This is a genomic window from Acinetobacter terrestris (assembly GCF_004331155.1).
Lineage (GTDB): Bacteria > Pseudomonadota > Gammaproteobacteria > Pseudomonadales > Moraxellaceae > Acinetobacter > Acinetobacter terrestris.
Genome location: NZ_SJNZ01000036.1, coordinates 1 through 23920, shown reverse-complemented (window position 1 = coordinate 23920; position 23920 = coordinate 1). Strand labels below are relative to the sequence as shown.

The following is a 23920-nucleotide window of genomic DNA, read 5'->3' as shown; positions in this document are numbered from 1 at the left end:
AGCATATTCGTGAAGTCGCTCGTAATCATCGAATGACTCCTATTATTCCAAGAAAATCAAACAGCAAAAAACCAAATATAGACTTTGATCACTACCTCTATCGTCTAAGGCATCTTGTTGAAAATGCCTTTGCCCGATTAAAGCATTTTCGTGGTATTGCCACTCGTTTTGAAAAGTTGGCTCGTAATTATAAGTCCATGTTGTTCTTGGCTTGTTTGTTTATTTGGTGCAAAGCCAAATGAGGACACGCCCTAGGCAAGGTTATAAGGACTTTTCTTGATACAACAGTCAGTTTTAATCTTGATCTAAAACATCTGCAAACTGTGCACCCAAAACTTTAACTAAGTCTTGTGGTTTTACCCCAATATCTAAGCCTCGTTTGCCGCCACTGACATATATTTTGCTTAATGTCTCTGCAGAAGCATCTACCACGGTTTTTAAACGCTTTTTCTGCCCGACTGGACTGATGCCACCCACCAAATAGCCAGTTAAGCGCTCGGCATTTTTAGGATCTGCCATATGTAACTTTTTAGCCCCTACTACGGCTGCGATTTTCTTTAAGCTTAATTGATGTGCGACAGGCAAAACTGCCACATAATAATTCTTGTCATCCGTCACCAATAAGGTTTTAAAGACTTCTTTGACTTCTAAGTTTAATTTTTCAGCCGCTTCTAATCCAAAGCTTTTTGCATTGGCATTATGTTCATATTCATGGATAGAAAATTCGATTTTATTTGATTTCAAGATTTTGCAAGCAGGTGTCATTTTTCGATGATATAAATAACGGGATCGCTGAATTATATGCTTTTTCAAACTCAATGTTTAGCATGCTTAGGCTATTTTAGATTAATACATCTATCCTGTATTTCATTTAACAATCTAAGCTTATAAATAAAAACTGCAGCTTCAGTTTTCACTCACATTGAATCTTATATATTTTCCTAAATGAACCTCTACTTCAATGCAGAGTTTCTCCACTAAGACGTGCTGTTCATTTATAAAAAATATTCCCAAATGATGTAACCCAAACCGAATCCAATGAATGCATACAGTGTGATGATAAAGAATACAAAACTTGCTTTATTTTTCTTTTTTAAAAAATTCATAGTGATACTCAATGCTCAGTCTAAATTGCATCATATTATCGCACTAATTTAGAGCATATTAAACATGAATAATTTCAAAAAGTTATCACCTCCTTAACACATATAATAAAAAAGCCAACTTATTTCCAAGTCGGCTTTATGAGTCCTTATCATATTCAGATAGTGCGCTATACAGCCCTATTTTTTTCTATTTTCTGCGCTCGCCCTAAATCAATAAAACCAATCGTCAATCGTTTTTACTTAAATCAATAACCGATTTATATATTTGCCTAAGAAAGATACTGAAACATTACACCGTTTTTAATGTCATTCCCCTATCTTATAAAGGCAAATTTAAACAATAAACTTTAAAGGTTGCCAATATGAAAGCTATTACAATGAAGAAGATGATTAACTGTGTCGCAGTGAGTGGTATATTGAGTTTTGCTGCGTGCCAAACGATGGCGGCAACGGCTCAGCAACCTACGAACGACGCTAAACAATCTAAAATGTCGCATGACAGTCATGAGAATTTAACTGATAGTCAAGTGATCAAGGTAGTCAGTACGGCTAATAATGGTGAGATTAAGCAGGCAAAAACTGCTTTGCCAAAACTAAAAATGGATGATGTCCGTAAATATGCTCAATTGATGATTAATGAGCATTCAGCAAATGAGAAAAAAGGCCAAGCGTTGGCAAGTCGTCTAAAGTTAACTCCACAAGTGAGCAATACCAGTAAAGCATTGCAAAATGATAGCGATCAGGTTGTTAATAAACTTAATCAATCATCATCAGCAACGGATAAAGAGTATATGACCAATCAGGTTGAAGTACACCGTAAGGTTCTGATGACTATTGAGAAACAGTTGATACCAAACGCTAAAAATGCTGAATTAAAAACTATGCTTGCACAAACTCGTACTGCGGTTGCCAAGCATTTGCAAATGGCCGAACAAATAGTTGCAAAGATGAAATAATATAAAAATCATATATTATTTAATCAGTACTATTTAACCCGTATTCTTAAAAAGCCTAGCAGCGATAAGCTAGGCTTTTTTATGCTTATCTGGGGAAATACAGAAAATGGATCATATAATGCGCTGCTTAGTTGATCATTCTCAGAATATCTTGAGTTAGGCTACTGCATGCAAGAAAACCCACTCACCCTCGAATGAGCTTTCTTGCTTATTAACCATCTTTCACGCTTAGGATTTATTCAATATTCCAGAAGTCAGATGAGAATAAGTCAATTTACTCATCTTAAGCATCTCTAAAAACCAATTCAATTTTAAATATTATTAAATATTATTTCTGGCTATTCTTTATGCAATAACCGATCAATTACGCCAAATTTCTTGAAAATTTTCGCACGGCGTTTTGGGTGAATATTGGCTTTATTTAAATCACCCTCGTAATGCTCAAATACGCGTTGATCCATCATTTTAAACCATAATGATGGAATTAGAGCTGGCAATAACATGGTTGCATAACCACTTGGCAACTCAGGTGCTTCATCAAAGTTACGCAACGCCTGAAATGGACGTGTCGGATAGGCATGATGATCTGAATGACGCTGCAACTGGTACAAAAATAGGTTAGTCGTAATGTTATTATTATTCCAGCTATGCTCTGGCATGGTACGCGCATAAGAACCATCTGGTTTTTTATCGCGCATTAAACCGTAATGTTCAATATAATTAATGACTTCAAATAAGCTTACTCCGTAAAAAGCTTGAGTCGCCAAATATGGAATTACCTCTTTACCAAACAGCTTCAACATGGTGGCATGAAAAGCTGCACTCATCGTCCAGCCTTGAAACAGTTCGTTTTCCAGACTAAAAAATGATAAACCTTTGCGTTTTAAACGGTTCTTTTCAATTTCTATGGCAGATTTAAGACCACCAAATACCGTTCTTGGCCAAAACTCATAGAAAGTTTCCCCCATTTTGGAAGATGCCGGATCTTCAGGTGTTGCAGCACGTTTATGATGTCCATACGGATGCTCAACCCGAAAATGGTTATAGAACAATGGCATTAAGGTGGCATGCGAAAGATAGTGATCTTTTTTATTCGGACGATGTGACAACTCATGCGCAGTATTTACCCCAATGCCATTAATTGCCCCCATCGAAATGCCTAACAGGATCTGATCGACGAAAGACGTTTCTTTACGGCTCACCACATAGCCTGCGAATAGATTGGCTGCCATTTGCAAAGGAATAAACAATTTCACAATACGGTCGTAATAAGGATCATTGACTAAGGATGTAATTTGATCATCACTCGGGTTGTTATTGTCTTTGCCTACAATTGAATCGATACTGGGAATAATCACATGCAGTAATAAAGGGCCACCCAAAGCAAATATTTTTTTCGTCGCTTTAGGGCCAAACTGATAGCCTGACAAAATACCCATGCCAATCACAGGTAAACCGGGGCTTAATAACCACCAATAACGTTTTTTATCGAGGGCTAAACCTGAAGCTGCTGGAAGGGTTTGAATTGTTGTTTGATTTAAATTTACTGGCGCATTCATGCTGGCGATCTTCCCTATTTTCTATTCTACCGTTATATTTCTAGAAATGGGTCATCAAGAACAGTTTTAAACGTCCAAAAAAGCTATGCAAACGTCCTTGGCATCAATAGCCAATATTTGACCTGAAAACACATGCTTGAGTGAATCAAAGCTTTTTATAATTTTTATTAGATGATGACAGTACGATAAGACATGGATGCCTTAAGTAAAATTTTTGATGATATTCATCTTAATAAATCTGAATATATTTATTTAAAACCCCGTGGTGACTGGGCATATTCTTATCAGGAACAGGATGCCATGATTGGCTATGTGGTTCTGGTGGGTAATATGACGATTCAGCTGAATCCACACACCCAGCTTCAGGTCGAAGCGGGTGATCTGGTGCTGATCCCTTCAGGGCAAAACCACTCTTGCCATAGCAATAATAAAAGTAATTTGATTGAAGCCTTAAATATCACTGAACTTTTTGATCAAAAAAGACAGGAAACCATCGAGTTTGGAAGTTCTAGCGGTGAGCCTGCACTCATTTTAGCGATTCGCTGCCATATCGATACGATTATGGCGCGTCCTTTACTCAATGCCCTGCCCAACTATATTCATATTCATCATATTACTGGCAGTACCGCACCAGAATGGCTACAAATTGGCTTACATTTTTTGGCGGTTGAAGCCTATCAAATTCGGCCGGGTCGCGACAAAATTCTCGATCATCTGGTGAGTATTTTATTTATTGAATGTGTCCGTGACTACATTGCGCAATTGCAGGATTCCAATAACTGGCTTAGGGCGTTGGCGCATACCGAACTGGCAAATGCTTTGGCCGCCATTCATGGCAAACCGGAACAGGCCTGGACGGTGGAAAGTCTGGCGGAACAATGCTGTATGTCGCGCTCCAAGTTTGCCACTTTATTTAGCAATATCGTGGGTGAAACGCCGTTGGCGTATTTACAGCAATATCGTTTCCGTTTGGCATCGCAACATTTACGCGAAGGACAATTATCAATTCAACAAATTGCCCATCGTGTTGGTTATTCTTCAGAAACTGCCTTTAGCCAGACCTTTAAACGACTGTTTGATTTAACGCCTAGCCAGTATCGGCAACAATTTCAGTAAATCACATTTTTAATAAATCATTCCGGATTTGCAGTATTGACGCCATTTAAAGTATTTAAAATCGCTTGCACAGGATCTTCACTATTTCCGGAAAGCAATTTCTTATGCATGGTGATGTGCTGCATCGCCTGAATTTGCGCGGTTTCGACATTCATCAATTTTTCAATTTCAGCCGCCAGATTTTCCGGTGTTGCATCGCGCTGAATCAATTCCCGAATGATTTTTTTACCGGCAATAATGTTCGGTAAAGAATAATAAGGAATTTTGATCAGGAATTTGATCACCACATAAGTCAGCCAGTTCAACTTATAAAACGTCACCATCGGACGATGCAATAACATCGCCTCTAAAGTTGCCGTTCCGGATGCCAAGGCCACAATATTTGAGGCATTCATAACCTGACGGCCAATTTTCGATTCAGTATCCGTATTTTCCATCAGGCAAACTTTAGCCACAAAATCGGCAGGATATTGTTTTAGGAGTGCTTCTATCTGCTGCTTGCGTGCATCGTTAATCGCAGGAATTAAAAATACATATTCAGGATGTTTTTGACTCACTATTTTGGCTGCATCCAGCACCAGTGGACCGAGTCTTTCAATTTCACCACGGCGGCTGCCTGGTAAAAGTGCAATATGCTTGTGTTCAACATTTAGACCAAGTTGTTGCTTGGCTTCAATCAGTGGATTTGTAAGCGGCAATTGACTTGCCAATGGATGACCGACAAAAGCAGCAGGCACATCAAATTGCTTATAAAAGGCTTTTTCAAACGGAAATAAACACAGGACCAAATCAATGCTGGCCTTAATGCCATGTACCCGTCCCTGACGCCATGCCCAAACAGAAGGACTGACATATTGCACGGTTTTAATCGGCAGATTGTGCTGTTTTAAGCTTTTAGATAAACGTAAATTAAAGTCTGGTGCATCAATGCCCACAAATATATCGACCGGATCTTTAGTCCATGTATCGACCAAGCCATCACGCACAGCAAACAGTTTTTTAATGTCTTTTAAGACCTCAACAATCCCCATCACCGATAAAATATCCATCGGATAATAGCTTTTGAAGCCTTCTGCAATCATTTGCGGACCACCAATGCCTTCAAACTCGGCATCAATTCTTTGCTCACGAAAACTACGGATGAGTTTAGCGCCTAGTGTATCTCCAGACACTTCTCCAACCACGATACCGATTTTAAGCTTCCGATTTTGCAAGTGTTTATCCTCAAATTTTTTAAAGTTTAACATAGCTGATCTTTCAGATTAATCATGATAGTGGTGCAAAGCTATTTTTTCTCATCAGAAATGAAGTTTCATAATTGTGCTAATCAGCGCCATTTTCTATTTCTTTTTTTAGAATAAGCAAATCAATAATCAAGACAACGACTTATATGAAAAAGTCATAACATATGCACGTTTTTTGATATTTGGCATATATAAGCATGTTTGGTCCACTCGAATTTATATTAGCAGGTGTTTTGGTCGGTTTCTGCGTCGGGATTACAGGGGTTGGTGGCGGTTCGTTAATGACTCCAATCCTGATTAGCCTGTTTAGAATCGAGCCACACATTGCCATTGGAACAGACTTACTGTATGCCGCAATTTCAAAATTCTGCGGCTCTTTGGTTCACGCTAAAAAAATGAATATTGTCTGGCCGATTGTGCTTTGGCTTGCGGTGGGGAGTATTCCAGCTTCGTTTGCAACCCATTGGGTTTTAGAAAATTACCTGAGTCAATCAAGTAGCTATAAAGCTGTTTTGACCATGGTCTTGGGCTTTATGTTGACCCTCACCGGTATTTCTATCGTGTTTCGCGGCCACATTGAACGCTTCTTTAACAAGATACGTAAAGATGTTCCTACGGATATGACCCAAGATTTAGAAAAGGTTAACCTGCACGCAAAAGACAAACGCGCTTATATTATCATTATGGGTATTGTACTGGGTGTGTTTGTCACCTTGTCTTCAGTCGGTGCAGGTGCTTTCGGTATTATGGCACTTCTGCTGATGTTCCCGCAGTTGCCCATGATTCGTATTATCGGTTCCGATGTGGTCCATGCCGTGCTTTTAACTTTAGTCGCAGGGCTTGGACACATGAGCTCGGGTAATGTAGATTTGCATTTACTCGGATGGCTATTGGTCGGTTCAATTCCTGCCATTGTGGTTGGAACTCTAATCAGTTCCCGCTTGCCAGAAAAAATTATCCGCAAGATTCTCGGTATTACCCTATTCGCATTAGGCATGAATTTCATGCTTAATCCGGTAAAAGCAAAACCTGTTGAAAAACCGGCAACAGCACAAGTGATCAGTATTGAAAAATCGGCCCAAGTTTAATTTAACTATACGATTCATCAATTTTTTTTGACCAACATATTGATCTTTTTTATAACATTATCAACATACATTCGTGTTATATTCGGATCATGAAATAAACTTTTGTATGATCGAACCAGTGACGGCAATGAATACACTACAGTCAAAACCTATTACACAATCTGACATCGACGATGTGAATGTACAAAGCATTCAGCCTCTTGTAACTCCTGCTGAATTAAAAAAAGAGTTACCTTTGACCGAGCATGCCTATCAAACAGTCCTGAAAGGTCGTGAAACCATTCGCAATATCCTAGATGGAAAAGACAATCGTCTATTTGTGGTCATTGGTCCTTGCTCAATTCACGACACGGTTGCTGCACATGAATATGCAGATCGTTTAAAAGTTTTAAGCGAAAAAGTAAAAGACACTCTTTATATTGTGATGCGCGTTTATTTTGAAAAACCGCGTACCACTGTAGGCTGGAAAGGTTTAATCAATGACCCTGACATGAATGACTCTTTCAATATTGAAAAAGGTCTTCGTATTGGTCGTCAGCTTTTGGTTGAACTGAATGAGAAAGGATTACCGTGTGCCACTGAAGCACTTGATCCTAACTCGCCACAATATTACCAAGACCTGATTTCATGGTCAGCAATTGGCGCACGTACCACCGAAAGCCAGACGCACCGTGAAATGTCTTCAGGCTTATCATCACCTGTAGGCTTTAAAAATGGTACAGATGGCGGTTTAACAGTTGCGACCAATGCCATGCAATCAGTTAAACACGGTCACAGCTTCCTCGGTCTAAATGATCAAGGTCAGGTTTCAGTGATTCGTACTAGCGGTAACCAATACGCACACGTGGTACTTCGTGGTGGTAACGGCAAACCGAACTATGATGCAGGTTCTGTTGCAGATGCTGAAAATGCTTTAGCGAAAGCCAAAGTCAGCAACAAGATCATGATTGATGCCAGTCATGCCAACTCAAACAAAGACCCGTACTTGCAACCGCTGGTATTGAAAAATATCACAGAACAAATTCTGGATGGCAACAAGTCGATTGTCGGTCTAATGGTTGAAAGCCATCTTAAAGGTGGTCGTCAAGATATTCCGGAAAATCTGGATGCTCTTGAATACGGCAAATCGGTGACTGATGGCTGTATCGATTGGGAAACCACTGAAAAAGCCCTGCTGGATATGCATGAGGCACTCAAAGACATTTTGTCAAATCGTTAAGAGATTTAAAACGCCATCTAGATAGATGGCGTTTCTTGTTTAACCTGAGGAAAAATTTTATCTTATGAATGAAATTGAAAATGCATTAAGCCACATCGAGAATTTCCAGTTTATTCACGAGCACCTATTCACGTCCGCTCAGCCCACTGCTGAACAGTTGCAACTGATTAAAGAATACGGCGTGACCACCATTGTGAATCTGGGATTGTCTGATGCAGCGCAGCATTTAGATCATGAAGATAAAATTTGTCTGGATTTAGGTTTAAATTATATCCAATTTCCGATTTCTGCAGAAACACCGTCTGATGATCAGTGCTTACTGATCTTGGACATGCTGGCGTATTTAGTACAAGAACAAATGGTCTGGGTGCATTGCAGCAAAAATTATCATGTCAGTAGTTTGATGTATTTATATCGTCAGTACTATATGGATATGGACATGCCTACGGCGCAAGAACTGATGCACAGTATTTGGGAACCGAATGAAACCTGGACCGGTCTCATCCATGCAGTAGCTCTACAACTACAAGGTCGTAAAGCCACCCAAGAACTACAACAATCTTTGATCCATCCCGATCATTTTGCCTGATGCGAAACCAACACCGTTGCCATCGATAGAATCCCTTCCTGACGTCCGGTAAAGCCTAATTTTTCTGTAGTTGTGGCTTTGACACTAATTTGGTTCACCTCTACATTCAGCACATCTGCAATACTTTGACGCATTTCCAGATTATGTTTCACCAGTTTTGGACGTTCACACGCCACTGTAATATCGGCATTATTTAACACATAACCGCGATCTAAAATCAGTTGATAGACATGTTTCAGCAAAACACGGCTATCTGCACCTTTAAATTTTGCATCGGTATCTGGAAAATGCTGCCCGATATCACCCAAAGCCAGAGCACCCAATAAGGCATCACATAAAGCATGCAACACCACATCACCATCTGAATGTGCTTTCAAGCCTTGGGTATGTGGAATTTTAATCCCTGCCAAAGTAACAAAATCACCCTCTTCAAAGGCATGTACATCCATTCCCTGACCAATTCGAATTTGTGCGACCACTTTGAGCATCCTTAAGAAATAAATGATTGAGATGTTGTATTCACGCTTTCTATTTCGCTATAGTTACATCAGCGCAACATAGTGAAATTATAAGCGATCATGCTGGTGAATACCGATATTAATCTCATTAAAACATTAAGCACACTCTTCAGTATTGGCTGTTTGTGCTCGACTCTGGCTCATGCCCAAGAAATTGACTGTTCTAGCCCGAACACTTCGTCAATGAAAAAAATTTGCGCTGAAAATCTTGCCGAATCTCGGGAAAAATTAACCAATCACTATGTCACTGCTTTTTTGGTCAGTGATGCGCCGGTTCACTTATTAGAAGACACGCATACTTTATGGTTTAAGCGCTTACAACAATGTAAAAGTCTGGACTGTTATAAACAACAATTTGAACTGCGCATTGAAGATCTTAATTTCTATACCTCATTGAATCAGAGTTTAACCAATCATTATTTAAAATTTGAAAATGGGCAAATTGCCAGCCAGCCTGTGCATTTACAAGTCCATCAGCTCAGCAAAGATAGAATTAAAATTGAAGGCATCGCCTACCGTAATCCGAACAATAAATTAGAAACACAAAGCATTCCTTTCTTGGCCTATACAACGCCTGAGCAGAAAAGTGAAATCACCGATAACGAACATGATTGCAAATATCAGTTCGATTTTAATAAAGCAATTTTATCGGTCAAAACAGAGCAAAAAGGCTGTGAGCGTTTTGTCGGTGTATATCGGATTTATGATTAATTGCTTAATTTGATTCTTAAAAAAGTGTTGCGCTGATGGATGATCATTCGATTCAGAAAATTGCTCTTGAGACAGCTATAAGCTTGGTGGCGGCTGAACACTCACAACCTTTTGGTTTTGGGGTGGAGGTATATAAAGTCTTGGATAAAATTTTTATGATGACCATGACTTATCAAGGCGAAAAAATTGTCACCCTAAAATGCTCTCCGCAAGATGCTGAAATGCTGCGTGATATCTATCCATCTATTCGTCCTGGATATCACATGAATAAAAAGCACTGGATCACGATTTATCCTGGCAAAGAAATAACCACGGAATTGGTGACAGATTTAGTCATTGCTTCATATGAACTGGTGATCAGTAAATTACCTAAACAGCAGAAAAAAGCTTTAGAAGCTTAAAAATAAAAAGCATGAAACTAATATTTCATGCTTTTTTAATTACCTAAACCGGATGTTGTGAAGCCACTTCTTGACTAATCATCACCGCTGTCGCTGCGGATAATGTCCAGCCTAAATGACCATGCCCGGTATTATAAAAAACCCGCTCACGCTTTCCACGGCGAACAATCGGCATCATATTTGGCATCATCGGACGCAACCCTGCCCAAGGCACCGCATTTTCAGTACTGATATCAAAGTTTTTATTTACCCAATCTACCAGAGGCTGGATTCGGTCTGCGCGTATATCCCGGTTATAACCATTAAATTCTGCCGTTCCTGCAACACGTAAACGGTCTGCACCTAAACGTGAAGTCACAATTTTAGAACTTTCATCCAGCAGACTGACCCACGGCGCATTTTTGATGCTGTGCTCATCATTTAAATCTAGCGTAATCGAATAACCTTTGACTGGATAAACATTGACCCTGTCACCCAACAAATTTGCCAAGTGATAGCTTCCTACCCCGCCACACACCACCACAGCATCCGCTTCCAGGGATTCAACTGCCGCGGCATCTAACAGCATATTTTCATTACTGGCATGGTAAAGCACAGTGACCCCTTTGGCATGATGTTTAATATCGGTTACTTCCATACCAAACATGTATTTCACCCCATATTTTTCAGATGCCTCGGCAAGCCCCTTGGTAAATTTATGAATATCGCCTGTCGCATCTCCGGGACAATAAAAGCCGCCATAATATTCGCCCTTTAAACTCGGCTCTATGCTTTTAATTTCATCCGGTGTAATGGCAATACGCTCTAAGCCACCATTAATCAGCAAAGTATTCACCCGAGTCGCCACCTCATAATCCAGTTTGCCATGGTAAAAATGCAGAATTCCCCGCTTTTCCAAATCAAACTGAATATTTTCTTGCTCAGCAACAGCAAACAAGCGCTCACGGGCCAATAGGGCCATTTTTACAGTATCGCGAGTATTGGCTTCATAATTTTTAATATTGCCGAGGAATTCCATTAACCAGCCATATTTATGCAGGTCAAATGAAGGATTGAGTAACAGCGGTGCATTTTTATTCGACATCCACTTAATACCTTTCAGTACTGTGGCTTTTTGATTCCAGACTTCTGCATTACAGGCAGAAATTTGTCCACCATTGGCAAATGAGGTTTCCATGGCAGGATACAAATGTTTATCCATGACCGTGACTTTATAGCCCAATTTTGCCAGCTCATAGGCGGAAGTAACACCGGTAATTCCTGATCCGATCACAACAATATGACACATACGGCACTCCCTGGAAATGTATACATTTCTTCTGAGCCCCATCTGTCATTGATACCTGAGAGCTTCGATCATGACGTTAAAAACTTAACGCTGACCATCCCCTTCGGTGAGCATATTGACTGAATATGCTTCTCTCCAGATTTTTGAAATTATTACAGTCCTTTTGCCTGAGAGTTTCTGGGGTCGTTGCTCCTTCGGCGTGTTCACAGAAGAACATCTCTCCTGCAATAATTGCTTATATTAATATGAGCAATTATTGTACCATTCGCGAGCACTAAATTCATTTATTTGTTAATTAATCCCACTTAAATAAAAATAGAGTTGTATATCAAATAATTAAGATTAAAAAAGAATTATAAAAATTTAAATCTCGTAAAAATGAATTGAAATTAGTTATTCAAATTGCACATTTATTTGAATTCAACGCTCTGATTTGGCTCTCTTAAAGCGATAAGATCAGGCACTTAATTAGATTTTATTTTTTAAGAAAAATGGGCAAGCATCAAGAATTCCACATTAACTAATTTATCTCTATTTAATTACCGATTTTGTCATATGCTGTAATTTCAAATCAATCAAAGGTTGCCCTACATTTGCATGAATCGGATAAGATTCAGTACATGCTGTTTTTGAATAGCCACATCTTTCATAATATTGAATCAGCTCTGTTCTGGCATCGAGTACAAACATTTAATAGCACGTTAATGTTGGAAAGATTTCCAAAGCTTTCTTTTCAGCCCATCCTAAAACCTGCTTTCCAATATCCTGATTTTGCCAATCTAAATTAACACAAAAATTTCCTATTTCAACGGTATTTTGCTGAAGGGTTAAACCTATACAGGCGACTACATGAGATTGCTTATTTGCCGAAATCTCAGCAATAAATAAAGAGAAGTGATCTTGTTTTAAACTTTCCAATAACTGCGGATGACTGATTCGATCTCCAGCAACAATATTCTGTTCACTGGTCCAGCTAGAACCGGTATTGGTACGATAGGCCTGATTGATCAAAATCACTAAATGCTCTATATCCGCTGTATTTGCTCGTCTATATTTTAATGGATACATTATTTTTCTAAGCAATTGAATTTGATAAAAGCTATCACAAAGCATCATCAAACAAAATTCTATTCATAAAAAAACCAGACTTAAAGTCTGGTTTTTTTTATCATTAAAGCTCATCACTCTAACTCATACACTTAAGCTTAAATTGGTGCAAACGGCGCAGCTACATCCGCATTTTGTGCACGATGACGCATGAAATGATCCATCAACACAATTGCAAACATCGCTTCAGCAATTGGAGTCGCACGAACGCCTACACAAGGGTCATGACGACCTTTAGTCAACACGTCCGTATCTTCACGAGCAGTATTAATGGTTTTACCCGGAGTGGTAATACTTGCAGTTGGTTTCAGTGCAATCGCCACACGAATGGTTTGACCACTTGAAATACCACCCAGAATCCCACCCGCATGATTGGCAAGGAAGCCATCTGTCGTCAATTCATCACGCGATTCATGACCAAACTGTTCTGCAACCGCAAAACCATCACCAATTTCAACGCCCTTAACCGCATTGATGCTCATCATGGCATGTGCAATATCAGCATCCAGACGGTCAAAAACGGGTTCACCCCAACCGACTGGAACATTCTCTGCCAGAATTTCCAGCTTCGCACCACAGCTTGTACCTTGCTCACGAAGTGAAGTCACGAGTGCTTCAAAGCGTGGAACGGCATCTGCATCGCCACAGAAAAACGGATTGTTTGGAACTTCATTCCAGTCTAATTTTTCAGTTTTTTCTGTACCAATTTGAGTCACATGACCACGAATATTAATTCCAAACTTTTCAGCCAGGTATTTTTTCGCAATTGCACCGGCTGCTACACGCATTGCAGTTTCACGTGCACTTGAACGGCCACCACCACGGTAATCACGGAAACCATACTTTTGGGTATAGGTATAATCGGCGTGACCCGGACGGAAAGTCTGGGCAATGTTGCCATAATCTTTCGATTTCTGGTCGGTATTGCGAATCAATAAGCCAATGGATGTCCCTGTGGTTTTACCCTCAAATACACCGGAAATGATTTCGACTTCATCCGGCTCTTTACGCTGAGTCGCGAATTTAGAAGTGCCCGGTTTACGGCGGTCTAAATCTTTCTGTAAATCTGCTTCAGTCAGTTCGATCCCAGGCGGCACACCATCGACAATTGCCATCAGGCCAACGCCATGAGATTCACCGCAAGTCGTTACACGGAACAGTTGTCCAATACTATTACCTGCCATGTTCACAACTCCTTATGCTTGAACAGATTGTACAAATAAATCACGGTATTTACGGCATTGCTCTGCTGTTAAAGCAAAAATACCCGAACCGCCTTTTTGGAAAGTTAACCAATAGAAATCAACAGTATTAAAGTTCTGTTTCATTGCCCATTCAGAGTTACCCACTTCAATGACAATCAAGCCATTTTCCGTCAAGTAATCCGCAGCTTGCGCTAACATTTTACGAACCAGGTCTAAACCGTCCTGACCTGCAGCAAGTGCAAGTTCTGGCTCATGCAAAAATTCTGCAGGTAAATCAGCCATATCTTCAGCATCAACATATGGAGGATTTGACACGATTAAATCATATTGATTTTCAGCAGGAATTTTTGCGAACAAATCTGATTCCATCAATGCTACTTGGAATTGTTGGTTATGATGTTCACAGTTGATCTGAGCCACTTCTAACGCATCTTTTGACAAATCTGTCGCATCCACTTCTGCTTCTGGGAATGCATAAGCGAGTGCAATGGCAATACAACCTGAACCGGTACACATATCCAAAATACGACGTGGCATTATAGGATTTGGATTTTCCGGTAAATTATTGACACCTTCACGTGGCTGATGATTTTCATCTAAGCAATATGGCGCGAAACGGTTTTGAATCAATTCTGCAATTGGTGAACGTGGAATAAGCACACGTTCGTCAACGTAATAAGGTTTGTCACAGAAATAGGCAAGATTCAATAAATATGAAGTTGGCATTTTTTCATTGATACGACGCTCAAGTAAGCTGATAAATTCAGCTTTTTCACTTGGCAGTAATTTCGCATCTAGAATTTCCGGATTTGCGCTCCAATCCAATGCCAATGTTTGCAATACTAAAGCCGAGCTTTCTGCAAAAAAGTCTTCTGTACCTTGACCTAAGTGTGCATCGTATTGACGTAGAGCTGAAACACCAAAACGGATAAAATCACGAATTGTGCTTAGGTTTTCAGCGGCTTCCTGTAAATGTTCAGGGCTAATAGTCAGTTGATCCACTTAAGGCGTCTCCAAGGTCAATTTTTTTAAAGCGCCTTATGATACCTTGTTTTATGGGTTTTTATTAGCACTTTCATTCAAAGCAACTAGATAAAACACCACAAAAATATTATTTCAATCCGTACTCAAGCATATCTGCACGTACCATTGTCAATTGTAAAAGACAGCCCTTATAAGTTGTGTTTTTTTGCTCAAATTGATTTTTTTCAAGACCACAAACTTGATCTCTTTGCTTTAACCAATTTTGCTGTATTTTTTTTACCATCTGTTTTTCTGAACTTGGAGTAATCGATAGTTTTTTCTTATAATTTTGTTTTACTCGTTTATTCTGTATTTTAGATTCATCTTTTTGACACACGAAAATCTCTTTAATCTGACTTTGTGCGGACTTCATACAGGGTTCGTAATCTTTAGAATACCCCATGGCCCAGCCATTTACACTAAACCCCAAGCAACACAAAATAGAAAGCTGAATAATATTTTTCATTTAAATTCCCAAAAACAATACCAATAATTTTAAAAATTTTTATCAAGTTTCTATATAGCATTTTTTTAGGCCGGATTCAAAAACAAAGATTGAAACTAAAAAAAATGACCCAATAACTATTCAATCCATTTTTACAATTTTTCGTGATATGAGCTACAAACACAATAATCTAATGGCAATGCGCCAGAACTACTGGAATGACACAGATTCAGCCCAGGTTGCAAACGAGAAACAGTTCTTCCAGCAAACCTTGATTGAACACCAGATCTACACCACCCCATCAAAAGATGATGCCAAATATCTGTTCTTTAGTTTACCTAGCATTATTATTGTAAAAGGTTATGCGCTGGGTTTTAAACATGACAGCGTTCAAGCCATGATTTTTAAACATATTCAAGACAATAAAACCGTATTGCAGCAGAAGAGTGATATTAAGATTCAATTTCGTATGTAAATGTTTATACACATACACCACAATTTTCAATACTCCTCTGCCTTTAAAGACTCTTAAATAGTGTAGTCACCCATTACATTCACTCGGCTGAAAAATATCCATGCCTTATAAGACTTAAGCTTTTTATTAAAAAATAATTTAAATATTAAGCATATTAAGGTGCTGTACAGCAGGTTGAACTTTTTTAATACGTGAATACACGGTAATATCCGCTACAATTGAATATTCTGCGACTTGCTGATTAAAGGATTTTGTTTAATGTCAGATCAGAACGATAAGCTTAAACAACTCAAAACTTCCTCTATGGATCGACGCTTATCTATCGCTAAAGCTTCATTACTAGCAGGAACGCGTTGGGCTGCCTCTAGCGCGACCACCATGTTTTCCAATGAAGCGGACAAAGAAAAGAAACGTAAAAAAGCCATGAAAGAACAGGCCGATTATCTTGTTTCTGAAATTGGAAAATTAAAAGGTTCTATCGTTAAAATCGGGCAAATGATGGCGCTTTATGGCGAACATTTTTTACCTGAAGAAATTACTCAAGCGCTGAATACTTTAAACAATCAAACCATCGCGCTTGCATGGCCGGCGATTAAAGAACATTTAGAACAACAATTGGGTTCTAAACTGAATGATTTAACCATTGATCATGAACCATTAGGCACCGCATCTTTAGCACAAGTCCATCGCGCCACGCGCAAATCAGATGGTTTGGAAATTGTACTTAAAATTCAATATCCGGGTGTAGCAGCCGCGATTGATTCGGATATGAGCCTGTTTAAAAACATGCTCAAATTGACCCGAATGGTCCCGCAAACCCGTGAATTTGATCAGTGGTTTGATGAAGTCCGCGAAATGATGCATCGTGAAGTCAATTATGGTATTGAAGCTGCAACAACCCGTCGTTTCGCCGAGCGTTTAAAAGACGATCCACGTTACGTCGTGCCACAAATTGTTGATGATTACTGTACCGATCAAATTCTGTGCATGACCTTTGAACGCGGCGTGCCAATCAATAGCCCTGTCATGCTGTCTCTGCCTCAAGAGCGTCGCAATCAAATTGGTGAAGCTTCACTCGAGATTGCAGTACGTGAGATCTTTGAATGGGGTGAAATGCAGACCGATCCAAATTTTGGTAATTATTTGGTTCGTCTAGGCAATGCTGAAGATAGCCAAGATAAAATTGTCCTGTTAGATTTTGGGGCCATTCGCCAATTTGATGAGCACTTGCTGAGTGTCGCACGCAATTTAATCCATGCGGGTTATCGTCACAATATTGATGAAATGGTGCGTGCCATGACCGGCTATGAATTCTTTGATTCAATTCCGCAAAGCATCAAGCCAGATATGGCAAAAGTGTTTTTACTCGCCACAGAAGCGTTTAGCACCACAGCAAATAATCCTGACTTGCCTGAAGGTGTTATGGATGAGAATCAACGCTACGATTGGAAAAAGAGCCAATTGCATAGCCGTGTGATGCAACGTGCATCCAAATCGATGGCATCGCGTTATTTCAGCGTTCCACCGAAAGAATTTATGTTTATCAGCCGTAAATTCATTGGTGCATATACCTTTATGACCGTGATTGATGCAAAAACCAATGTGCGCAAGATGGTCGCAAAATTTTTATAATCCATTCTGACTAGAATGACCGCATTGTCATTCTAGTCAACCTTATCTTTCCGACCCACTTTTGTAATGATTAAAAATAAATATAATTCAATTATTTAATAACTTTAAAATTCACCTTAAACCGTTCATCCAAGTCAATTTTAATTGTCAGTCATGACATAGTCATTTCTAAGTTTGCATGTCAGCATAAAAATACAAAGAATTAAAAATCGATGGACGATAACAATGACCAATATGGTAAACAAAGCACAAGGATTTGGGCTATCACTGATCACTAAAATTGCCGGTAGTGATGTTCTTGATCAATTCAAACTGCGTAAATTTCTAGAAAAATCGTTATATCAAAGTTCAAAAATCGGTTTTAAAACCTTAAGCAAAACCCAAAAAGCATTTAAAACCGATGCTCATGTCAGCAAACAACGTTTACCCAATCAACAGAAGTCGCTGTTTGATTTAAGTCTGACCGAAGAACAGCAAATGACCTGTGATGCGATGGACCAATTTGCCTCAAAAGTGCTTTATCCCTTAGCAGCTGAGGCAGACAATAATGAAAAATTCCCTGTAATGCTTTGGCAACATGCTGCTGACATAGGTCTTAACTATTATGCCCTTCCTGAAGTATTGGGTGGTGTTGCCACTGAAAAAAATATTTTGAGCAATATTTTAATTGCAGAACATTTGGCCAAGGGGGATTTCACTTTAACTGCAGGATTACTTTCAACCTTTAGCGTGATTAATGCGATAACCCAATGGGGATCTGAAAAAGTTCAATCTACCTATTTAGCAAGCTTCGCACATGATCCCGAGATCCAGGCTACATTTGCCATCCAGGAAGCCACACCTGCTTTTAATCCCCTTCAATTAAAAACCAAGGCCATGTTGAGCAATGGACAATATGTTATTGATGGCGAAAAAACTTTAGTGCTATTAGGTGAAACTACCGATCTGTTTCTAGTCAATGCGGACCTGAATGGCACAGCAGAAGTTTTTGTGGTTAAACGCGATAGCAGTATTACCGCAAAGAAAAGCTCAGCAATGGGTTTAAAAGCTGCAGAAACCGTAACCTTACACTTCAACCATAGCCCTGCCGAACTTTTAGGTGATGATGACTTTAATTACACGGCCTTCTTGGATTTGGGTAACTTAATGTGGTGTGCAATGGCGGTGGGAACTTGTGAAGCAGTAAAAGCTTACTGTATTCAATATGCCAATGAACGTACTGCTTTTGGCGAGCCTATTTCACACCGCCAAAGTGTGGCATTTATGATTGCAGACATGGCAATTGAGATTGATGCCATGCGCATGCTGGTTTTAAACGCTGCAAGTCTTGCAGAAGTTGGTCAATCCTTCCATCGCGAAGCCTATTTAGCACGCCTGCTCTGTGCAGAAAAATCAATGAAAATTGGCACCGATGGCGTGCAAATTCTGGGCGGGCATGGATTTACCAAGGAACATCCGGTCGAGCGCTGGTATCGTGACCTACGTGCTACAGCGATCTTGCATTCAGGTTTACATGCTTAATCTATAAAAATAAGGAATCACGCAGATGAACTTACAAAATCCTAAAAAGTTTAAGATGTTGATCGATCAAGCCCATGAATCAGCTTTAAATATATTACGCCCAATTTCACGCAAATATGACAAAGCCGAACACAGCTATCCAAAAGAACTCGACATGTTCGCCTCACTCATTGATGGTATGAACGATGGTGGCGAAGGTATCAATGCCGGTGCTGCGGTTGGAAAACGTGGCAGCACCGAATCTGGAAATAAAAATGGCGTCAACATGTCCACGGTACTCGGCGTAATCGAGATGTGCTATGGAGATACTGGCCTATTACTCAGCATGCCCCGTCAAGGTTTAGGAAATTCTGCCATTGCAGCGGTTGCCAATGATGAGCAGTTGCAACGCTTTAAGGGCACATGGGCGGCAATGGCGATTACTGAATCCGGTTGTGGTTCCGACTCAGCAGCGATTCGAACCACGGCTACCCAAGATGGCAATGATTACATCTTAAATGGTGAAAAGATATTTGTGACCTCGGGTGATCGTGCTGACGCTGTTGTGGTCTGGGCAACTTTAGATAAAAAACTCGGACGGGCTGCAATTAAATCCTTTGTCGTTCCTAAAGGCACTTCCGGAATGAAAGTAGAACGCCTTGAACATAAACTGGGGATTAAGGCATCTGATACAGCGGTCATCAGTTTTATTGACTGTCGTGTCCCTGCAGAAAACTTATTAGGTCATGCTGAAATTGATGTGGCCAAAGGTTTTGCTGGGGTTATGGAAACTTTTGACAATACCCGTCCTTTGGTGGCTGCCATGGCGGTCGGTTGCGCAAAAGCATCTCTAGAAAGAATTAAAGAGATTTTTATAGATCAATTAGATGGGAATTACACTACACCCTATTTGCAAAGCTCTCATATCGCAGCACAAATTTACCGTATGGAAGCTGAATGGGAAGCTGCTCGCTTACTCACCATGAAAGCAGCCTGGATGGCAGATAATAAAAAGCCAAATTCACGCGAAGCTTCCATTTCCAAAGCAAAAGCGGGACGAATATGTAATGAAATTACCTTAAAGTGCGTAGAACTTGCTGCAAGCGTGGGCTATAACGAAGATGAACTATTAGAGAAATGGGCACGTGACTCAAAAATTCTTGATATTTTTGAAGGTACTCAACAAATTCAGCAATTGATTATCGCACGACGTGAATTAGGCAAGAGTTCAAGTGAATTAAAATAAGTTTTATGCATTTCCCCTGCATAAAAACTTCACAAGTGATGGATTTTTATCGGCTATAAGGTTATAAAAATCCATCTCTTTTTTCTTTCTATCTATTTAAGCTTATGTATCAAGTTAGACCTATTCAAGTACAAGATAATGCTCAAATTGCACGTATCATTCGTGAAGTTTCCAAAGAATTTGGACTTGCTCCTGAATCAGGTTTTGCTGTAGCAGATCCAGTTTTAGATGACTTATATACAGTTTATAGTCAATCTAATACTCAATACTGGGTGATTGAAAATGAACAGGGTGAAGTTTTGGGTGGTGGTGGTTTATCTCCTTTAAAAGGCGATCACACTATTCTGGAAATTCAAAAAATGTATTTTTTACCAGAAATACGTGGTCTAGGGTTTGCCAAGCAACTTCTAGAAAAAGCCTTTGAGTTTACCCTGCAGCAAGGTTTTAAATCGTGTTACCTAGAAACGACCAAAGAACTTTGGCAAGCAGTCAAACTCTATGAAAAATTAGGCTTTGAGTATTTAAGCCACCCTAAAGGCAACACGGGTCATAGTGAAGCCTGTGAAATTTGGATGGAAAAACGACTGTAATTTTTTTACATTTTAAAAAATGTTCTAGCCTTCAAAAAGAACATTTTTAAATTTGAAATTTCTTGTATTCATCCTTTTTATTTAATCCCCATGTCAGCATTTACTTACACAGAAAGCCTTCATTGACGCCTATGCTAAAACTGGCATGGGTCTTAATATCAAAGAGTCAGGAAACAAGAGGTTTCCATAATAAAAACAATAAACGATATAAGCAGGATGCATAAAGGTAAAACAGGAGTTATACCTTGTAACTAATATGAATAAGCCCCGTCACGATGATGGGGCTTATTTTTGCCAAAAATTTTCAAACCTTAACAAGAATAAGCCAAAATCTGTACAGCTTCATTAGTTCAGCTTGTTAAGGTTGAACTTTCAATAAGTAATTCAGGATCACTAAAATGACTAAGAAAGCCTTATTTATTACTTCAAATGTGGGCGTAGAACAAGATGAGCTGATCAAACCGTCTGAATATTTACAATCAAAAGGTATTGAAGTCATTCATGCCGCAGAAGAACAAAAAGATGTTCAAACGGTTAAAGGTGATAAGGAACATGCAACCGCTTATACTCCACAAACCACTTTATCTAAAGTATCTCCAGAGGATTATGATATTTTGGTGATTCCTGGAGGAACTGTGAATGGTGATACCCTTCGATTAAATGAAGATGCTCATAAAATTATTCAGCATTTTACAGATAACGCCAAACCGATTGCTGCCATTTGTCATGGACCTTGGGTATTAATTAATGCTGAAAGAATTAAAGATAAAAATTTAACCTCATATAAAAGTATAAAATTGGATTTAGAAAATGCCGGTGCGAACTGGGTCGATGAGGAAGTTCATCGTTGCAATACCAATAATTGGCCATTGATCACATCGCGAAGCCCAGATGATATTTCTGCCTTTAATCAAGCCATTTTGCAAGAATTGGATAATTAACAAAACTTTTAAGCGATGAGTCCCATTAACATAATGGGACACTTTAATTTGAAGCTTGTAATATTCAATTATTGAATGATCTATCCATCAAAATACTTCAAAAATCGTTTGAATATTACTAAACATCGACTATTGACTCACGTTACACAGACCACTAGCATAACTCCAATAAAATTTTACTTTGGGTTTCTAACCTTGTTGATTACGCGCCATTTATCTCATTTAAATTCAAGATTATCCAATATTCATTTTTTTTCATTTAAATCAACGGCTCTCGTTATTACTGCTCTCGCTTTTACCGGCTGTACATCCTTTAGCGGTAGTTCAGTGGCTAAACGGTCTGCTAAATTATCTACAGGCATACAAAAAGCATATGCTGTTGCACCCGATACGGCAAATCGTGTATCTCCCATGATTATTCAAAGTGCTGACAAATATGCAGTTGATCCATTACTGTTAGCTGCCATGATTCGACAAGAATCAAGTTATAGAAACTATGCCATTTCACCTGCAGGTGCTGTCGGCCTTACGCAGGTGATTCCACGTTACTGGCAACAAACATGTCCAGGCGATTTAAGTGATGAATATCATAATATTAATTGCGGTACCTATATTTTAGCTACCTATAACAATAAAGCAGGAAGTTGGCCTAAGGCTCTTGCCTATTACAATGTTGGGCCTACAGGCTATAACTCCAGTTCCAAGATGAAAAAACAAGGTGAAAAGTATGCACGGCAAGTTAAACAGCATCACAACACTTTAAAGGGTGCTTTATAAATTTATCCACATCCTTCTGTCTATTTTGGATAGGAGGATATTATTTATATTTATTTATTATATTTTAGACCCTAAGTAAAGCTCGAAAACCTCGTGAAGCATAATATGATTCCGCTCCATTATGATAAACAAAAACTCGTCCATAGCGTTTATCAGCAAAAAGAGCGCTACCTTTCTTACGAATATCATCCGGTGTAAATAACCGGCTTGAAGTTTTAATATCCATTCAGTCTATGGTTTGCAGTTCATAATAATCATGCTCGGTTAACAATTCGACTCCCATAACTGAAGCAAGATCCAAGACTGAATTTTCAGGTTTATGGGCTTTGCGGGAATTTAGTGCTTTACGGTCATAACATAACTTCTACGACCCGTAGGAATTTCTATACTACAGTCCATGAAAACATAGTGATCGGTAATATGATCATGAAATACAACATCAGGTTCACCACCAGTTACGTTCCATTTCATACAATGACCACATTTTAACGGGCTTGCTTCCAGCTTATGTTGGATTTTCGACCCCTGCATTGCTTTATGCCGCTACATATTCTGTTCAAATTGTATTTTTAAAATATTTAAAAGATGTATGGCTTGTTCTACAGTTAATTGCTTTTCGAGTTGCGCCTGCCCTTTCATTTTATATTCCTATATTTTTTATATTAAATATTTTGCATGAGTTCTTTCATAGACTACAAGCCTGAAAATAATAAGAGATTGTAGATCTAATATCCTTTATAAAACTCTAAGCATAAAAAAATCCCCCTCAGCGTATGCTAAGGGGGATTTTAGGAATAATGAGCTGGCGATGACTTACTCTCACATGGGTAACCCCACACTACCATCAGCGCAAAGAGGTTTCACTTCTGAGTTCGGGAAGGGATCAGGTGGTTCACTCTTGCTATTGTCGCCAGCACAACTGTTTATGGATACTTGCTCGGGTCTTAATGAGCATCTTTTCTTGCGAAACGATGTTTCTCATGCCGTTGCTTTTTCCAAATCTGAACAGATTGGGCTGTTTGAGTTGATATTGTCTAGCGTTTAGTTAACTAAATCAAGGTATTTGTATCGATTCAATCGAACCATACAACTGTTTGGGTGTTGTATAGTCAAGCCTCACGAGTAATTAGTATTGGTCAGCTTCATGCATCACTGCACTTCCACATCCAACCTATCAACGTTGT

At 39.2% G+C, this 23920-nt stretch carries 25 protein-coding genes, 2 rRNA genes, 1 pseudogene and 1 riboswitch; of the genes and pseudogenes, 15 read left to right on the top strand and 13 right to left on the bottom strand.

Features of this window, described 5'->3' with window-relative positions:
• Positions 1–242: transposase (locus E0H81_RS14875; RefSeq protein ID WP_165492637.1), on the top strand; the 242-nt coding region annotated here is incomplete at its 5' end.
• 52 nt (positions 243–294) lie between these two features.
• Here the strand turns inward: E0H81_RS14875 and ybaK are convergent.
• Positions 295–765, bottom strand: coding sequence for a Cys-tRNA(Pro) deacylase (gene ybaK / locus E0H81_RS14870; protein WP_131319989.1), 471 nt, complete (start codon positions 763–765; stop codon positions 295–297).
• A gap of 230 nt (positions 766–995) precedes the next feature.
• Positions 996–1106 (bottom strand): hypothetical protein, encoded by a 111-nt coding sequence (locus E0H81_RS14865; RefSeq protein ID WP_131269434.1) that lies wholly within the window; start codon positions 1104–1106, stop codon positions 996–998.
• A 362-nt stretch (positions 1107–1468) separates the two neighbouring features.
• On the opposite strand from E0H81_RS14865, the gene E0H81_RS14860 reads away from it, so the two are divergent.
• Entirely contained in the window at positions 1469–2062 is a 594-nt protein-coding gene (locus E0H81_RS14860) for a DUF4142 domain-containing protein (RefSeq protein ID WP_131319987.1), read from the top strand.
• 338 nt (positions 2063–2400) lie between these two features.
• Here the strand turns inward: E0H81_RS14860 and E0H81_RS14855 are convergent, their stop codons facing one another.
• Positions 2401–3621 (bottom strand): alkane 1-monooxygenase, encoded by a 1221-nt coding sequence (locus E0H81_RS14855; RefSeq protein WP_131319985.1) that lies wholly within the window; start codon positions 3619–3621, stop codon positions 2401–2403.
• 192 nt (positions 3622–3813) lie between these two features.
• Here E0H81_RS14855 and E0H81_RS14850 point away from each other — a divergent pair, with 192 nt between their 5' ends.
• Positions 3814–4737 carry a cupin domain-containing protein gene (locus E0H81_RS14850; protein WP_131319981.1) on the top strand — a complete coding sequence of 308 codons (924 nt, stop codon included), beginning with the start codon at positions 3814–3816 and terminating at the stop codon, positions 4735–4737.
• 17 nt (positions 4738–4754) lie between these two features.
• Here E0H81_RS14850 and lpxB read toward each other — a convergent pair whose 3' ends face one another.
• A complete protein-coding gene (gene lpxB / locus E0H81_RS14845) occupies positions 4755–5951 on the bottom strand; it encodes a lipid-A-disaccharide synthase (protein WP_131319979.1) in 1197 nt (398 codons plus the stop codon).
• 227 nt (positions 5952–6178) lie between these two features.
• Here lpxB and E0H81_RS14840 point away from each other — a divergent pair, with 227 nt between their 5' ends.
• The 3 genes from E0H81_RS14840 to E0H81_RS14830 all read left to right on the top strand — a co-directional run bounded on the left by E0H81_RS14840 (position 6179) and on the right by E0H81_RS14830 (position 8877).
• Positions 6179–7069, top strand: coding sequence for a sulfite exporter TauE/SafE family protein (locus E0H81_RS14840; RefSeq protein ID WP_131269439.1), 891 nt, complete (start codon positions 6179–6181; stop codon positions 7067–7069).
• A 127-nt stretch (positions 7070–7196) separates the two neighbouring features.
• Complete coding sequence (locus E0H81_RS14835) at positions 7197–8288, top strand: 3-deoxy-7-phosphoheptulonate synthase (RefSeq protein WP_131319991.1); 1092 nt, start codon at positions 7197–7199, stop codon at positions 8286–8288.
• A gap of 64 nt (positions 8289–8352) precedes the next feature.
• The gene (locus E0H81_RS14830; protein ID WP_131319977.1) at positions 8353–8877 is read left to right on the top strand and encodes a protein tyrosine phosphatase family protein; all 525 of its coding nucleotides are present in this window, start codon (positions 8353–8355) and stop codon (positions 8875–8877) included.
• On the opposite strand, the gene ispF is transcribed toward E0H81_RS14830, so the two are convergent.
• Positions 8865–9356 (bottom strand): 2-C-methyl-D-erythritol 2,4-cyclodiphosphate synthase, encoded by a 492-nt coding sequence (ispF, locus tag E0H81_RS14825; RefSeq protein ID WP_131319975.1) that lies wholly within the window; start codon positions 9354–9356, stop codon positions 8865–8867. The two genes, E0H81_RS14830 and ispF, sit on opposite strands and share 13 nt — an antisense overlap.
• A 99-nt stretch (positions 9357–9455) precedes the next feature.
• On the opposite strand from ispF, the gene E0H81_RS14820 reads away from it, so the two are divergent.
• On the top strand, positions 9456–10106 hold the full coding sequence (locus E0H81_RS14820) for an A1S_1983 family putative colistin resistance protein (protein ID WP_131319973.1): 651 nt from the start codon (positions 9456–9458) through the stop codon (positions 10104–10106).
• Positions 10107–10141: 35 nt separating this feature from the next.
• Positions 10142–10507 (top strand): MmcQ/YjbR family DNA-binding protein, encoded by a 366-nt coding sequence (locus tag E0H81_RS14815; RefSeq protein WP_131319971.1) that lies wholly within the window; start codon positions 10142–10144, stop codon positions 10505–10507.
• Positions 10508–10550: 43 nt separating this feature from the next.
• On the opposite strand, the gene E0H81_RS14810 is transcribed toward E0H81_RS14815, so the two are convergent.
• The 5 genes from E0H81_RS14810 to E0H81_RS14790 form a co-directional block, all read right to left on the bottom strand.
• Complete coding sequence (locus E0H81_RS14810) at positions 10551–11795, bottom strand: D-amino acid dehydrogenase (protein ID WP_131319969.1); 1245 nt, start codon at positions 11793–11795, stop codon at positions 10551–10553.
• A gap of 145 nt (positions 11796–11940) precedes the next feature.
• Positions 11941–12030: riboswitch (glycine riboswitch) on the bottom strand.
• 455 nt (positions 12031–12485) lie between these two features.
• Positions 12486–12863 (bottom strand): GNAT family N-acetyltransferase, encoded by a 378-nt coding sequence (locus E0H81_RS14805; RefSeq protein ID WP_244926550.1) that lies wholly within the window; start codon positions 12861–12863, stop codon positions 12486–12488.
• A gap of 137 nt (positions 12864–13000) precedes the next feature.
• A complete protein-coding gene (gene aroC / locus E0H81_RS14800; RefSeq protein ID WP_131319967.1) occupies positions 13001–14086 on the bottom strand; it encodes a chorismate synthase in 1086 nt (361 codons plus the stop codon).
• Between the two features lie 12 nt (positions 14087–14098).
• Positions 14099–15109: a 50S ribosomal protein L3 N(5)-glutamine methyltransferase gene (prmB, locus tag E0H81_RS14795; RefSeq protein ID WP_131319965.1), complete on the bottom strand. Its 1011-nt coding sequence runs from the start codon at positions 15107–15109 to the stop codon at positions 14099–14101.
• 109 nt (positions 15110–15218) lie between these two features.
• A complete protein-coding gene (locus E0H81_RS14790; RefSeq protein ID WP_131319963.1) occupies positions 15219–15596 on the bottom strand; it encodes a lysozyme inhibitor LprI family protein in 378 nt (125 codons plus the stop codon).
• Positions 15597–15744: 148 nt separating this feature from the next.
• On the opposite strand from E0H81_RS14790, the gene E0H81_RS14785 reads away from it, so the two are divergent.
• From E0H81_RS14785 to E0H81_RS14755, 7 genes are all read left to right on the top strand, one after another.
• Complete coding sequence (locus tag E0H81_RS14785) at positions 15745–16050, top strand: hypothetical protein (protein ID WP_131319961.1); 306 nt, start codon at positions 15745–15747, stop codon at positions 16048–16050.
• A gap of 258 nt (positions 16051–16308) precedes the next feature.
• Positions 16309–17682 (top strand): ABC1 kinase family protein, encoded by a 1374-nt coding sequence (locus tag E0H81_RS14780; protein ID WP_131319959.1) that lies wholly within the window; start codon positions 16309–16311, stop codon positions 17680–17682.
• A gap of 234 nt (positions 17683–17916) precedes the next feature.
• Positions 17917–19203, top strand: a complete 1287-nt coding sequence (locus tag E0H81_RS14775) for an acyl-CoA dehydrogenase family protein (RefSeq protein ID WP_171458604.1) — start codon at positions 17917–17919, stop codon at positions 19201–19203.
• A gap of 25 nt (positions 19204–19228) precedes the next feature.
• On the top strand, positions 19229–20428 hold the full coding sequence (locus E0H81_RS14770) for an acyl-CoA dehydrogenase family protein (RefSeq protein WP_131319955.1): 1200 nt from the start codon (positions 19229–19231) through the stop codon (positions 20426–20428).
• Positions 20429–20532: 104 nt separating this feature from the next.
• Entirely contained in the window at positions 20533–21018 is a 486-nt protein-coding gene (locus E0H81_RS14765; RefSeq protein WP_131319953.1) for a GNAT family N-acetyltransferase, read from the top strand.
• A gap of 398 nt (positions 21019–21416) precedes the next feature.
• Positions 21417–21959 (top strand): type 1 glutamine amidotransferase domain-containing protein, encoded by a 543-nt coding sequence (locus E0H81_RS14760; protein WP_131319951.1) that lies wholly within the window; start codon positions 21417–21419, stop codon positions 21957–21959.
• 168 nt (positions 21960–22127) lie between these two features.
• Positions 22128–22736 carry a lytic transglycosylase domain-containing protein gene (locus tag E0H81_RS14755; protein ID WP_378235369.1) on the top strand — a complete coding sequence of 203 codons (609 nt, stop codon included), beginning with the start codon at positions 22128–22130 and terminating at the stop codon, positions 22734–22736.
• Between the two features lie 64 nt (positions 22737–22800).
• Here E0H81_RS14755 and E0H81_RS14750 read toward each other — a convergent pair.
• The 3 genes and pseudogenes from E0H81_RS14750 to E0H81_RS14740 form a co-directional block, all read right to left on the bottom strand.
• Positions 22801–23375, bottom strand: a pseudogene (locus E0H81_RS14750) (DUF4256 domain-containing protein).
• A gap of 161 nt (positions 23376–23536) precedes the next feature.
• A 5S ribosomal RNA gene (gene rrf, locus E0H81_RS14745) occupies positions 23537–23651 on the bottom strand.
• Between the two features lie 190 nt (positions 23652–23841).
• Positions 23842–23920: ribosomal RNA gene (locus tag E0H81_RS14740) — 23S ribosomal RNA — on the bottom strand; the annotation flags it as partial.

What these genes read in the sequence shown, in the direction of transcription:
- E0H81_RS14770 (WP_131319955.1), top strand. Translation starts at nt 19,229, where the DNA reads ATGAACTTACAAAATCCTAAAAAGTTTAAGATGTTGATCGATCAAGCC.
- E0H81_RS14850 (WP_131319981.1), top strand. Translation starts at nt 3,814, where the DNA reads ATGGATGCCTTAAGTAAAATTTTTGATGATATTCATCTTAATAAATCT.
- E0H81_RS14830 (WP_131319977.1), top strand. Translation starts at nt 8,353, where the DNA reads ATGAATGAAATTGAAAATGCATTAAGCCACATCGAGAATTTCCAGTTT.
- E0H81_RS14760 (WP_131319951.1), top strand. Translation starts at nt 21,417, where the DNA reads ATGACTAAGAAAGCCTTATTTATTACTTCAAATGTGGGCGTAGAACAA.
- aroC (WP_131319967.1), bottom strand. Translation starts at nt 14,086, where the DNA reads ATGGCAGGTAATAGTATTGGACAACTGTTCCGTGTAACGACTTGCGGT.
- E0H81_RS14860 (WP_131319987.1), top strand. Translation starts at nt 1,469, where the DNA reads ATGAAAGCTATTACAATGAAGAAGATGATTAACTGTGTCGCAGTGAGT.
- E0H81_RS14785 (WP_131319961.1), top strand. Translation starts at nt 15,745, where the DNA reads ATGAGCTACAAACACAATAATCTAATGGCAATGCGCCAGAACTACTGG.
- E0H81_RS14855 (WP_131319985.1), bottom strand. Translation starts at nt 3,621, where the DNA reads ATGAATGCGCCAGTAAATTTAAATCAAACAACAATTCAAACCCTTCCA.
- E0H81_RS14835 (WP_131319991.1), top strand. Translation starts at nt 7,197, where the DNA reads ATGAATACACTACAGTCAAAACCTATTACACAATCTGACATCGACGAT.
- E0H81_RS14840 (WP_131269439.1), top strand. Translation starts at nt 6,179, where the DNA reads ATGTTTGGTCCACTCGAATTTATATTAGCAGGTGTTTTGGTCGGTTTC.
- E0H81_RS14805 (WP_244926550.1), bottom strand. Translation starts at nt 12,863, where the DNA reads ATGTATCCATTAAAATATAGACGAGCAAATACAGCGGATATAGAGCAT.
- E0H81_RS14815 (WP_131319971.1), top strand. Translation starts at nt 10,142, where the DNA reads ATGGATGATCATTCGATTCAGAAAATTGCTCTTGAGACAGCTATAAGC.
- E0H81_RS14820 (WP_131319973.1), top strand. Translation starts at nt 9,456, where the DNA reads ATGCTGGTGAATACCGATATTAATCTCATTAAAACATTAAGCACACTC.
- E0H81_RS14780 (WP_131319959.1), top strand. Translation starts at nt 16,309, where the DNA reads ATGTCAGATCAGAACGATAAGCTTAAACAACTCAAAACTTCCTCTATG.
- ybaK (WP_131319989.1), bottom strand. Translation starts at nt 765, where the DNA reads ATGACACCTGCTTGCAAAATCTTGAAATCAAATAAAATCGAATTTTCT.
- E0H81_RS14775 (WP_171458604.1), top strand. Translation starts at nt 17,917, where the DNA reads ATGGTAAACAAAGCACAAGGATTTGGGCTATCACTGATCACTAAAATT.
- E0H81_RS14865 (WP_131269434.1), bottom strand. Translation starts at nt 1,106, where the DNA reads ATGAATTTTTTAAAAAAGAAAAATAAAGCAAGTTTTGTATTCTTTATC.
- E0H81_RS14810 (WP_131319969.1), bottom strand. Translation starts at nt 11,795, where the DNA reads ATGTGTCATATTGTTGTGATCGGATCAGGAATTACCGGTGTTACTTCC.
- E0H81_RS14765 (WP_131319953.1), top strand. Translation starts at nt 20,533, where the DNA reads ATGTATCAAGTTAGACCTATTCAAGTACAAGATAATGCTCAAATTGCA.
- E0H81_RS14790 (WP_131319963.1), bottom strand. Translation starts at nt 15,596, where the DNA reads ATGAAAAATATTATTCAGCTTTCTATTTTGTGTTGCTTGGGGTTTAGT.